Origin of the sequence: Pseudomonas sp. PA-7-1E (genome assembly GCF_021605325.1) — a bacterium.
Taxonomy (GTDB): Bacteria; Pseudomonadota; Gammaproteobacteria; order Pseudomonadales; family Pseudomonadaceae; genus Aquipseudomonas; species Aquipseudomonas fluorescens_BV.
In genome coordinates this window covers 68,923-81,426 of record NZ_WKFA01000014.1, presented here as the reverse complement: position 1 = coordinate 81,426, position 12,504 = coordinate 68,923, and the positions used below count along the sequence as shown (strand labels likewise).

Genomic DNA, 12,504 nt, shown 5'->3' with positions numbered 1-12,504 from the left:
TGATAGTCCCATCCGGCAATGTGACAAAATCGTAAGAACCTGAAGGGGTAATTTTCCCCCACCTTGCCCTTGCAACCAATACCGGCCTGATTCGTCCTGGATAAGAGTTCTCACGGGCCGTTGCGAACAAAAGAACAAAAGGAACAAAAGGAACAAAAGGGGACAGATTTATTTAATATGCTCTTCAACTCTAATTTAAATAAATCCGCCCCCTTTTCTCTTCCTTTTCTCTCGCCCCCTTTTCTCTCTTTTCTTTTCCCTTAAAACAACAGTTAAAAGACATAACATCCTTTTACGTTAGAAGTTTCGTATCTCCATGACTTTATTAGCCGATCCGCAGCGACAAAAACCGAATATCGGCAATCTCTAATCCAAGTTATGTAATACCGCCTGCCTCCGTTTTCATTAACAACCTTATCAAAGGTCTTATTTTTATTTACAGGCGACCAATATGAGTCGCCACATCCTCGAGTGCAGTCTTTGTAAAGGTGGGAATCGAAATGAGTACCTACCCATAGATTCATTCCATTTTCCCAATTGGAATGGGAAGGTGCGCAGCCAGCCAAGGCCGACAATAATACTACCAAAAGCCATTTATTAATTTTCACGCTTTTTCTGCGACTCAATTGCTGGGCGGTACTTATCGTACAGTGCTCCATAATTTACAAGCAGAGCAGGCGGCATGCTGCCCAAATTTTCAAAAAACGACATATCAGCTTGTTTGTGAGCTTTCAAGTTAATCATCCAACCATCGTGCAATGTAGCAAACCCATTAAACCCTGGAATTTGGTTTAATATATTGCTGACTGGAGTACCGTGACAAACAGCAGAACAAAGGGGACATATTTATTTAATATGCTTTTCAAGCCTCATTCAAATAAATCTGTACCCTTTTCTCCCTACGCCTTATAGCGCCTATTGTTTCAAATCAGCTATTAGTTTAGCTATCACTAACTCGAAAGCATTCTGCAAAGCGCTACGGAGAGCTTCAGGGTTTGTTGAGTACTCTTGAGGTGTATACGCCTGGACATTTCCATCACTGAACGCTGTGACAATTTCGAAATTCCTCCAAACTACTGCGTCGCCGAGCTTCATGGTCGCTACAATGCCCACTGTTGGATAAAGCTCTGCACTGTAGTTTTTCAAGGCAAAGCCCCATTCGGACACGACGAATTCTATATGCGCATCGGCCCGGCCGCCCTCCGGTTCAACTTTGAATAAATGCTCAGCACTGATCCGTGCCTCCAACAGTTGTTTGAACAACTGCCCTGGATCTATTTCGTTACGCTGCAAGTTCAACAAAATTGCCTGCCGTGGACTTGAAGCTCCACCATCAGCCACTTTCGCGCCCGCTACCACACCCACGCCAGCCATAGCACTGGTAGCGACTTTGGACGAATCCGATGCCATTCCCACAGCCGCCCCGGCACCGGCACCTAAGCCGGCCCCCCAGGCTTGATCCATGCTGGTGTACTTGAACTGCTGCTCCGGGAATGAGGCAAGCAACACACTGACAGTTTTGATTTGCTGGCGGTTTTCAACGCTCAGATCTTTGGTTACACAGCCACTTAACACAAACAAACCAAAATAATAAATTATTAAATTTTTCATATTTATTAGCCAGACCTTTCAGTCCTCCCCCTCCACGGCTATAAAAACAAGAAATTCACTTTCAACAACATCCGAGGGGATAGACCTGTAAACAAAAATCTCATCTCCCAAATTCAAAATAAAAAGACGTTCTTCACAATCAAATGAAAAACCAACACCCACAACCCTATCCTCCACTGAGGATTTCACCAGAACAGCTGAGGACAGCGTTTTGTTTATAACATTACTAAAGCATGCATCGTCGGACATCGACGCAATTACTTGCGCGCCATACTCTTGCATATCGCACTCGGTTAATGGCTCCACGGACAGTCCTATCGAAACCCCATCACTATCGCAAAATAAACGGCCAGGAATGCTTCCTTCAAAATGTAAACTAATTTCTTGCGGAAAACCATGCGCCACCGAGCCTAACTTATGAATCAGTGCGTCCACCGACAAAAGCCTTTTGCCAATGGCAAGTATAAGCCACGCCTTCAACGAAGACTCTTTCATCATCTAACCTTCCCTTCCAGCGCACTTTTTACTGATGGATTTTGGTTGACGCCATCTTTCAAAATCGTCACAAACGTACCATTCGGCTTGGTCACCACGACATCATTGCCTTTTAACAAAATGGGACAGATTTATTTAATGCGCCTTTAAACTCTAATTTAAATAAATCTGTCCCCTTTTCTGCTTGGCTATCCCGCTGAGGGACGGGTGTGATCTGCTGGATATTACTGGACGAAAATTAAACGCGAAGATCTAAAGCAGAATCTGGGCAGTTAACTCATAACTGCCCGACCGACTTACAAGAAACCATTTTGTTAAAGAACCACCAAAACAGAACCTTTACACCAACTCAACCAAGCCCAATCAAAACTGTAGTATATCAACCAATTTGACCAGACAAAAAAATCAAACCACTAAGCTCTTTAGTCGCTCACCCGCACTGAGTAGTTCGTCGGCAGAAAGCGGAGTATAACTAATTACAATCAAAACCCCCTCTTCAAACTCACACACTTCTTCTACATAACCATTCAACAAATCAACAAGTTCAAGCGGCCCTTTTCCGAAGGCGCGAAAACACAATTCCTTATCGAAATAATTCGCCGCATTTATACGGAAAACGCCATCCCTACCGTTAACGTCTTTTTTTGTAGCATCACAAGCTTCCAACACTAAAGGCCAATCGCTCCTCGTAACATTCCAATCATGTAAAGCTGAGCGATAGGAGCCAAACGCCTTTATATAAACAGGAAAAACAATCTTCAACAAATATGAATAGTCGACTTTGGAGGCTGTGAATTCAATAAATAGCGTATCATCAAACTGCGCATCATCCTGGAGATACTTCTGATCTCGCAGAGCATATGAAATTCGACCTTTAACGCCGACTGGAAGTAGCTTATCCAATGACACCGAGGTCACCAACTCGCTTCCAATAGGGGGGACTTCAAAGGCATCGTTCAAATTCCACGGAACGCCCAAATCGCCTATAGCTCTCAAAAAATCTTTATGCCTCTCTTCGATAGACTCTGAAACACTAGGCCTATGTCGAAATTCGAGTTTATATGTGGTAATCACCGTGCCACCCTTACAGAAATATTTCTGATATTTGGCTCATTAAGTATATCTATTAACAAAAGGAGGGCGATATATTTAGTACACCTTCAAATTTTAATTTAAATAAATCTGCCCCCTTTCCTTTTCAACTTATTCATCATCCCAAAACTGCCCCGGCGGCGCATAGTTGCCATCTTCCAAGATGCTGCACCATCCAAAAAGCCTATAAAACATTTCAAGATCCAATATTTGGTAGATATCAATATCAACTTTTTTTAACGTCACCCGACCGTGTGCATAGTGAGAGTATTGCCCACCTACCCCACCTATCGCTCTTTTTTCAAGTTCTGCACGATCCCACTCCAGAACGGTTCCTGCAGCTTCTGGCAAAGGGTCCAAAAATTCAATTTCAAACTCCGTTGCAATTTTGCAAATGCAAGGAATCCGCCTTTGCTCGAGCAGGCTGTGGGTTAACAAATTCTCGGGAAACTTAATGCTTAATTTCATTTCAGAGCATCCTTTGGAACAACAACATAACCTGAAAAATTCTTTTCAAAATTAGTCGCGGGGCTAAAGTACTGCTTACCATGAGGATCACTGCAAAAGGGGACAGATTTATTTAATGCGCCTTTAAACTCTAATTTAAATAAATCTGTCCCCTTTTCTCGTGAGATTAAAAGGTGGTACCTACCCATCCATCTTTACTGGATACCCACGCAGACCGTGACGGCGCGCAACCCACAATCAGAAATACAACTACCATTATTACGCTAATTTTTTTCACGTTTTCTCTCCGTGAAAATGTGAAAAATGGGACATATTTATTTAATACGTTTTTCAACTCTAATTCTAAATAAGCCTTTCCCTTTTCTCACTTTTTTATTCATCTCCGCTCTGGCACCGACTCAACTTTTTCCATTTATATGATTTCGCCACGGCACGAGCAGTCCCTCCAACAAGACTCGATCAACAACACCATCATCAATGGCGCCGACAAAAGTTGTATCCAACTGAAACTCAAAGGAAATATTTTCCTTTTCCGATAACTTTTTTACGGCACAGACTATTTCTTCCACTTCATCTAGATTTTTTGAATCCATATCAACAGACAGTATATTCGGTTGCAGTGCTGAATAAATCTCCAACATTCCACCCACCACTTCCGCGCCCCCTTCGTCTATCGCGTCAATAAAGGTTGGCGGGGCAATGCTCCATATTCTTGACGCAGCGAGCTCATTCACGAGCTGCTGCACATTAGATCTAATAGACTGATCTAAGTCTTGAGCCACGTAGAAAATCAACTTTTGCTTCTCATGTTCTAGCGGTACGGAATGCATTATTCAGCTCCTTTTTTTGGAGGGTATGCCGGGAGAGCCGACCCTGGACCGCCTGGATTATATCTAAACCCTCCTGGCATATGCGCATCCAAATGCCGTGTATCAGGCAGTGGCACAGTAAGTGGCGAACCCTGAACATGGTGCATAGGAATTCTCTCGCCCTTTAGCCCTGCATCTTCAGGAAAAACCTTAACCCATGCATCGTCGACTTTTGGAGTCCGTCCTTTAGCAATCGCGGCCCGATTTTCAGTACTTAAGATTTGACCATACCCAAGGTCATCCCAATTATTACGCAGTGCTCTCCAATCTGCGGCATTTGTACGAACAACACCTGTCCTAGTCGCACCAGAAGTCACAATAGGCGCGGGAGGCACTACTTCGCCTGTCGCCTTTGGACCCGCCGCCTCTTCAAGGGAACCCGCGCCGACTTGGCTTCCTTTCCCCTTACCAGAGCTTGAACGTGAAGGCAGTGTGATCCCAACTCCGGCCTTAATTGCCTCCGCACCGAGCTTAACTAATGGCCCACCGCCCGCAGAGCTGATATCTGCTGCAATTTGGCTGGACGCGTCTAGGTTGTTCCCTATCACAAAACCAACCGCAGAAGCAGCACCGCCCTGCCCTTGGGATCTCAACCTACCTACCAGATCAACGAGTTTCTGATCATCGTTCGCCAAGGAAGTGGCAATACCTCGGCAGCGTTGCGGATCGCGTGCGCAAAGCGCATCCAACTCGTCATTTCTCTGCTGATCAAGTTCCGCATAGCGCTGCCTGACCTCACGCTTCTCTTGCTCCGTAGTCTTGCTATCTACCTCCCGAAGCATTTCCTCGACTTCTTCGTGGTAAAGATAGTTGAACGTCGTCGCCTTCTGAGCAATCTGAGAGCCTTTTTCCAAATCTCCATCGACCGCCGCAGCTGCTAACAAGCCTGTCAGCTGTGAAAGCATCAGCGTGATGTCGTCATTGCCTTGAGCAGCCCACACCAACTGATTGATGAGTGCCTCATTCAGCCCGGCAGCGGCAGCCCCGGTTTTGAAATCGCTACCTGTGGCTTCAGCCAGCAATCCCCCCATCAAAGCGTGCGCAATAATCTTTTGAGGGCTGCTATTGGGGAACGTGACGTAGTCACCCACCCAATTAAAACCGGTAGCCATTGCAACGTTGCCAGCCTCTCCCAACAGGGCCGCATTGAAGTTGTCGCCGAAGCTTCCCCCTTGAATGGCCGTCGATATTCCGCTAGAGATTACCGCCCGGCCACCGGTACGCAGCGCGATATCGCCTGCTGACGTCCAGGTGAAAATATCTTTGGAGGAGTTCGTAACCGCCAAGGTTGAACCCGTACTCGGGGTAACACCTTGGACTGTGCTTGTACTTGTGCCTGCACCTGCACCTGCACCTGCACCGTCAGCACCAGCGAACCAATTGGTGTCGGCATACTCAAGAGCCCCCGCCGTGAACCCGGCGACTGCTGCGCTTTTCAGGCTATTGGCGCTGACCGTTTCCTTAAGCGCTGCACCCAAATTGCCTTTGTTGTTGATGGTGCTAGTGACTGCCGTCGTACTCAGGCTGGTGCTCACCGCAAGGGTGGCTCCCTGCAACCCGAATCCTACCGGCCCCATGATCGCCGCCATCATGATCGCAATCGCAATCTTGGCACCGGCGCCCAACCCTGAGTTGTCGTACTTGAAGCTCTCGTGAATCTCCTTTACCTGGCGCCAATCAATGTCGCCACGTGCCTCAGCTTGCTTGAGCCAGGCCAAATTAGGATCAGCCTTGACCATCGCATCAACGGTCTGGCTTACAGTCTGCTGATCGACCTGTTTGACGTCGATACGAATGCCTTCGGCGGCCTTGATGACAAGCTGTCCTTGGGCAACCAACTCGCTCTGACGCAAGGTTTCGTCTGTATTACCTTTGCCCTTAGCGCTGAACCACGAGAGGTCGCTTTTGCTCTTAGTGTGGCTCTCATCGTGCAGGTCCTTGACGCCTTCAAAGACAATTGCACCACCGCTATCAAGGATGATGTCCTTGCCGCTATTAAGCTTCGCAACTTGATACAGCTGGTCGCCGTCGCTTTTAAGGACTAGGTTGCCACCTGTCTTGATCTCGGTCCCTACCTGGGTGGTGCGGGTCACTTCATCCATCTGCGCCTTTTTAGCGCCCCAGCTTCCCTTCTCCTTCATGTCATACAACGTATGCGTACTGTTCTCAGCCGCCAACAAACTCAACTTATCCCCGCTATACAGATAAGCCTCATTCCCCGCACTGATCCTGCTCGCCACAATCGTGGTATCACGCCCCGCCTGGCTGACGAAATCCCCACCCGCAGTCAGCACGCTTGCCACTTGAGTAGTCTGGTCGTCCGAAGTCTTGATGCGTTTTTTGCCGTCCTTTTCCTTGCCCTCGACGTTGTGCATGTCGCTGACCGAGGCGACGTTGAGGTCGCGGCCGGCGGCGATGTTGAGGTCTTTGCCGGCGGTGGCGGTGCTGCCAATGATGTTGACGTCTTGCCCGGCCTGCATGTTGAGGTTGCCGCCCGCCGTGACGCTGGCGGCGAGGTTTTTGACGTCGGTGGTGATGCTGGATTTCTCGCCGCCGTCGCGGGTTTCGTGTTTGACGCGGGTGTCGCTGGCGGCGATGAGGTTGAGGTCGCGGCCGGCGGTGAGGTTGGCGTCGTTGCCAGCGGTGAGAGCGCCTCGGTTGGTGAGGTCGCGGCCGGCGTCGATGGCGAGGTTTTCGCGGGCGACGATGGTGCCGGCGCTGGTGTCGGTGAGGGTGCGCATGCCGGCGCCGTCACGTACCTGGATGGCGGTGGTCTCGTTGGTGATGTCGCCTTTGAGCGCCGTGAGGCTGACTTGTTTGCCGCGGATTTCGCCGGCCATGGCGTTGCGGATGCTGTCTTGGGCGAGCAGGTTGAGGTTGTTGCCGGCTTCGACCAGGCCGCCGGTGTAGATGCTGCCGCTGCTGATGGCGGAGAGGTTGTTGCTGGCGCGCAGGGTGCCGACGTTGATCAGGTCACCGCCGGTGACCAGGTTGAGGTCGCGGCCCTGGATAAGGCTGTTGCCGCGCACGTTGCGCGAGTCGGCCTGGGCCAGGTACAGCACCGGTACGAGCACGGTCTGGCCGTCGATGACGCGGTTTTCCATCCACACGATGTCGTGGGTCAGGGCGCCGACTTGCTGGTCGGTGAGGGCCACGCCCAGGCTCAGGCGCAGGGCGTCTTTGCTGGCAAGGCCGTTGTCCATCAGGTAGCGGAACTGGTCGGCGTCGCTGTACAGGCCGCCGGCGAGGAAGCGCTGGCCGGTTTGCGCGAGCACGGCGTCGCGGATCAAGCGGGTTTCGTACTGGCCGTCACCGAGGCGGCGCCAGGCGTTGTCGGCGTTGAAGCCGAGCTTGCCGAGCAGGTAGTCGGAGCTGAGGAAGCCCGATACGGAAGTGAACTCGGGGTTGGTTTCGATCAGGTAGTGGCTGGCGGGGTCGGCGTTTTTGACGAACAGGCCGTACTCGCCCTTGGGCAGTTGGAAGGTGGGCGAGGTGGTGGGGTCGACCGGGGCAAACGCGGTGCCGGTGTAGTCCACGGGCACGAAGCCGCCACCAGGGGCCACGCCTAACACGGGCAATACGCTGCCGGGCGCCTGGGCGCTCGGGTCGTTGACGTGTTTGCTCAGGTTGATATTGATGCCGCCGACGGGGATGCCGGTCTGGTCGTCGCCGAGGGTGCCGGTCAACTGGGCCAAGGTGTTGTTGTGCAGCGTGCCGTTTTGCAGGGTGCGGGCGACGTTGAGGTTGACCGTGCCGCCCGCTTGCAGGGTGGCGTCGTAGCCGGGGCCGCTGTTGTTGGTCCAGGTGGTCACGTCACTTGCGTAGGCGAACGGCAGGCTATTGGGTGAGCGGCTTTTCAGTTCTTCGAAGCGCGCCTTGTCGAAATTCCCGGCCGCCGTGGCCGCATTGAACGCGGGCACGTCGACGTATTGCATGCGTTCAAACAAATCGTCGGAGACGTGACCTGGCGTGCCGATGACAAGCTTGCGCTGGCCCGTGCGCGTGGCGGCGCCCTGGTTGAGCAGGTCACCGGCGGTGATGCTCAGGTCGCCATTGGCGGCCATCAGGCTGTAGCGGTTCTGCACGTTGTCGCCTTGCAGCAGCATGTTTTTGCCCGCCACCAGGCGTGCCGCTACCGAGTCCTTGGTCGCCGCCTCAAGGTACGTCTCGTAGATGGTGATCTCGCCGCGTTCCCAGTTGTCGCTCTCGCCGCAGTGCTGGCCACAGATCCAACTCAAGCTGCCGGTGGTCAGCGTTTGCCCGAGTTCGAATGCGTCTTTGGCGTTTTCGATAAAGCCCGCATTGATGCCGATCGAGCCTTCGCTTTCCACGGTGCCGGAGCGGTTGCTGAACAGCACGGCACGCCCGCCATCGCGGGCGGCGAAGCTCAGGTTGCCTTTGCTGTAGACATCGCCATAGCTGTTGCTGAAGCCATTGCTGCGCAAGGTCATGTCGCCGCCGCTGAACAGCAGCGTGTCGGCGGCATTGGTGATGCCGTTGACCGCGGTGAGGTTCACCGCGCCCTGGGCACCGAGGGTGCCACGGTTGTTGATTTGCGCGGCGGCGATGTCCAGTTGCTGGCGGGCGGTGAGGAAGCCGAGGTTGTCCAGGGTGCCGCCCAGGGTCAGGCGCGCATTGGTGGCTGCCAGGCGGCCGCCGTTCTGGCTGAGGTTGTTGGCGACGACGGTGAGTGTTTGCAGGGCCGAGACGCGGCCGCTGTTGGTGATATCGCCGGTGGTGATGCTGATGTCACCGTCGCTGAGCAGTTCGCCGCCGTTGTCCAGGCTGGCCACGCTGAGGATCAAGCCCTTGGCGCTGGCCATGCGGTCGCCGGCCTTGAGGGCCAGCCCTTGGTCGCTCTTGTAGGTGAGCACGTCGTTGAGTTGCACGCGGCCCAGGCCGTCGACCTTGCCGAATGCCCAGTCGGCGCTGCCCATGCCCTGGATATTGCCCTGGCCGCCTGCGAGGCTGGCGGTGTTGAGGTGGAACAGGCCGGTGCCGGCGTGTTGCAGCATGCCGTTCTGGTTGTTGAGGCTGGCGGCGTCAAGGCTGAAGGCCTGGCTGCCGAATTCGAGGGTGCCGTTCTGGTTGTTCAACGCACCGCTGAGGTTGAGTTTGCTGCTGGCGCCGCCCAGGGCACGCAGTTGCCCGCTGGCGCTGTTGTCCAGGTTGCCGCCGGTGAGGGTCAGGCCCTGGTTGGCTTCGATCAGGCCGCCCTGGTTGCTGAGGGTGCCACGTGAGGTCAGGTTGAGCTGGTTACCGCTGATCTGGCCGCCCGCGCTGTTGTCGAGGCTGGCGCCGTTGACGGTCACTTGTTCTTTGCCGAACAGCTTGCCGCCACGGTTGGCCAGGGCTTGGACGGTGAGTTGCAGGTTGCCGACCAGGCTGGCCATCAGGCCGCCGCTGGCGTTGTCGACGCTGTTGGCGGTAACGGTCAGGCTGTCGCCCTGCACGGTGCCGCCCTGGTTATCCAGGCGGGTGGTGTTCAGTTCGGTGAGGGCGCCGCCGCTGAGGATCAGGCCCTTGCGATTGCTCACATCCTGGCCGCTGTAGCTCAGGCCTTCGGCGCCGGCCAGCAGTTGGCCGTTGTCGTTGTTCAGGTGCTGGGCGGCGATGTCCAGGCGCTTGCCGCGCAGGGTGCCGCCGTCGTTGTTGAGGGTGGTGAGTTGCTTGACCAGCACGCTACGTTCGCCCGCGTCGATCTGGCTGCCGACGTTGGTGAGCAGGTCGCTGACCTTGAGCACCACATCACCGCCATCGCTGACCAACGCGCCTTTGTTGCTGTTGTTGAAGGTCTGCGCGGTGACGTCGACGGTCTGGCCCAGCAGGATGCCGGCGCTGTTGTCCAAGCGCTCGCCTTGCAGTTGCAGCAGGCCCTCGCTCTGGATGCGGCCCTGGGCGTTGAGCAACTGGCCCGGGCCCTTGAGCAGCAGGCTTACGCCCTGGGCGCCACCGGCCAGCAGGCCGGCGTTGCGGTTGTCGAGGCCCGAGGCGCGCACGTCGAGGTGGTCACCCAACACGCGCCCGGCGCGGTTGTCGATATCGCCGCCGGCCACGTCGAGCAGCAGTTGCTTGCCGACGATGGTGCCGCCCTGGTTATCCAGGTTGGCGGCGTGCAGTTCGATATCGCCCTGCCCGGCCTGCAAGCGGCCCTGGGCGTTGTTGAGCTGTTGCGCGGCGGTGAGGGTGAGCTTGCCGGTGTCGGCGCTCAGTACGCCGCCTGCGTTGCTGCTGAGGGTGCCGGCCTTCACGTTCAGGTCGGTGCTGGCCTGGGCGAAACCCTGGTTGTTATTGAAGGTGTTGGTAACGGCGAGGTTGAGCGCGCCGCCGTCAGCCTGGATCAGGCCCTTGAGGCTGTTGTCGAGGTTGCTGGCAGTGACGGTCGCGGTCTTGGCCACCAGTACGCCGTTCTGGTTGTTCAGGTTGCCGGCGTTGACGGTCAGGTCGTTGGCGATGACTTGCCCGCCGCTGTTGTTCAGGTCGGCGCTGGTGAGCACCAGGCTGCCACCGGCCATTTCGATACGGCCCTGGCGGTTGTCCAGGGAGGCGCTGTTGAGCGTGGCGGCCTGGCCTTCGCCGAAGCGGATCAAGCCGCCGAGGTTGACGATGGCCGGCGAGTTGATCGCCAGGCTCTGCTCGCCAAACAGGCGAGCGCTGGCGCCCTGGTTGGTGAGTTTGGCGCTGCTGACCTCGACGGTCTTGGCCTGGATGATCGCGCCCTGGTTGGTCAGCGCTTGCGCGGCGGTAATCGCCAGGGCGCGGCTGGCCAACAGGTTGCCGCTGGTGGTGACGGTTTGCGCGTTCACCACCAGATCGCCGGTGGTGTTGCGGCTGTTATCGGCGGCGACGCCGGCTTCGATGATGCCGGGGTTGTTCACGCTGGCCGCGTTGATCTCGACGCGCTGGCCGGCGGCGATGCTCTTGCGGTTGACCAGCGCCTGAGCGCTGGTGACCTGCACATTGCCGTTGGCGTAGACCTTGTCGGTGAGGTCGACGTTTTGCGCGGTGACCTTGACGTTACCGGTGGCCGCCGCCTGCGCCATGCTGAGGCGCCCATTGGCGTCGAGCTGAATATCGCCACCACTGGCCGCCAGCGTGCCGTCGAGCTTCACGCCCACACCGGCCTCGGTGCCCACCAGTTTGATCGCGCCGGCATACATGCCGCCCAGGGCCGAGGAGTCGATCGCCAGCTCGGGCTTGGCGCTGCCGTCATCGGCACGGGCGGTGGTTTTCAGGCTTTGCGCGTCGACGTCGTTGCGCCCGGCGATCACGTTGAGTTCGCGGGCGTTGATTTGTGCGTTGATCTTGGCCGAGCGGGTGATGATATCGAAGCGTTCGACATTGCTGGCGTTCAAGCCTTCGCCGTCGATGGTCACGGCGCCGCCATCCACTTCATAGCGCTGCAACTGGCCGCTTGCATCGAGTACCGGTTTGCCGGTGGTGAGGGTGACGTTGGGGGTGTTGATAAAGCCGCAACCGCTGCACGTCACGCCGTACGGGTTGGCGACGATGACCTTGGCCGACTGCCCCGCCACTTCGGTATAGCCGCGCAACTGGCTGGGGCTGCCGCCGTTGACTTCGTTGAGGATGACGTTCGCCGCGCCGCCCTTGAGGTTGGGGTTGCCGACAATGATCCCGCCCAGTTGGGTGTTGACCATGGCGGTGTTGCCGTTGTTGAGGATCACGCCGTTGGGGCCGACGTTGTAGTCCTTGAACTGGTTATGGGACAAGCCCGCGCCATTGGGGGTAGCGATGTTTACCACCGGCACGCCATTGCCCGCCGCGCCCACGGTGGTGCCCGGCGCACTGACCACAATGCCCTCGGCCTGGGCCAGCAGCGGCTGCCAGAACAGTGCGTTGGCAAGGATCAACGCCAGCCCGCGCTTGGGCAGGCCGAAGAACGCGTCCCGGCGCTTCAGGGCGGCAGAAGGTTGGCGGGCCAGGAAGGCGAATTGGCGAACATCCATTG

7 protein-coding genes are annotated in these 12,504 nt (G+C 55.4%); all 7 read right to left on the bottom strand.

The window, feature by feature from the left end; genetic code table 11:
* Positions 1-597: 597 nt before the first annotated feature.
* Positions 598-744, bottom strand: a complete 147-nt coding sequence (locus tag GIW79_RS12000; protein ID WP_157255537.1) for a hypothetical protein — start codon at positions 742-744, stop codon at positions 598-600.
* A 171-nt stretch (positions 745-915) separates the two neighbouring features.
* Positions 916-1,611 carry a hypothetical protein gene (locus tag GIW79_RS11995; protein WP_236456064.1) on the bottom strand — a complete coding sequence of 232 codons (696 nt, stop codon included), beginning with the start codon at positions 1,609-1,611 and terminating at the stop codon, positions 916-918.
* A gap of 18 nt (positions 1,612-1,629) precedes the next feature.
* Positions 1,630-2,109: a hypothetical protein gene (locus tag GIW79_RS11990; RefSeq protein ID WP_127880565.1), complete on the bottom strand. Its 480-nt coding sequence runs from the start codon at positions 2,107-2,109 to the stop codon at positions 1,630-1,632.
* Between the two features lie 402 nt (positions 2,110-2,511).
* Complete coding sequence (locus GIW79_RS11985; protein ID WP_233453529.1) at positions 2,512-3,180, bottom strand: hypothetical protein; 669 nt, start codon at positions 3,178-3,180, stop codon at positions 2,512-2,514.
* A gap of 129 nt (positions 3,181-3,309) precedes the next feature.
* Complete coding sequence (locus GIW79_RS11980; RefSeq protein WP_034134579.1) at positions 3,310-3,666, bottom strand: hypothetical protein; 357 nt, start codon at positions 3,664-3,666, stop codon at positions 3,310-3,312.
* 398 nt (positions 3,667-4,064) lie between these two features.
* Complete coding sequence (locus tag GIW79_RS11975; RefSeq protein WP_003187491.1) at positions 4,065-4,496, bottom strand: hypothetical protein; 432 nt, start codon at positions 4,494-4,496, stop codon at positions 4,065-4,067.
* A complete protein-coding gene (locus GIW79_RS11970) occupies positions 4,496-12,502 on the bottom strand; it encodes a two-partner secretion domain-containing protein (RefSeq protein ID WP_236454111.1) in 8,007 nt (2,668 codons plus the stop codon). The genes GIW79_RS11975 and GIW79_RS11970 overlap by 1 nt, the downstream gene beginning before the upstream one ends.
* Positions 12,503-12,504 lie beyond the last annotated feature (2 nt).

What these genes read in the sequence shown, in the direction of transcription:
- GIW79_RS11975 (WP_003187491.1), bottom strand. Translation starts at nt 4,496, where the DNA reads ATGCATTCCGTACCGCTAGAACATGAGAAGCAAAAGTTGATTTTCTAC.
- GIW79_RS12000 (WP_157255537.1), bottom strand. Translation starts at nt 744, where the DNA reads ATGATTAACTTGAAAGCTCACAAACAAGCTGATATGTCGTTTTTTGAA.
- GIW79_RS11990 (WP_127880565.1), bottom strand. Translation starts at nt 2,109, where the DNA reads ATGATGAAAGAGTCTTCGTTGAAGGCGTGGCTTATACTTGCCATTGGC.
- GIW79_RS11970 (WP_236454111.1), bottom strand. Translation starts at nt 12,502, where the DNA reads ATGGATGTTCGCCAATTCGCCTTCCTGGCCCGCCAACCTTCTGCCGCC.
- GIW79_RS11995 (WP_236456064.1), bottom strand. Translation starts at nt 1,611, where the DNA reads ATGAAAAATTTAATAATTTATTATTTTGGTTTGTTTGTGTTAAGTGGC.
- GIW79_RS11980 (WP_034134579.1), bottom strand. Translation starts at nt 3,666, where the DNA reads ATGAAATTAAGCATTAAGTTTCCCGAGAATTTGTTAACCCACAGCCTG.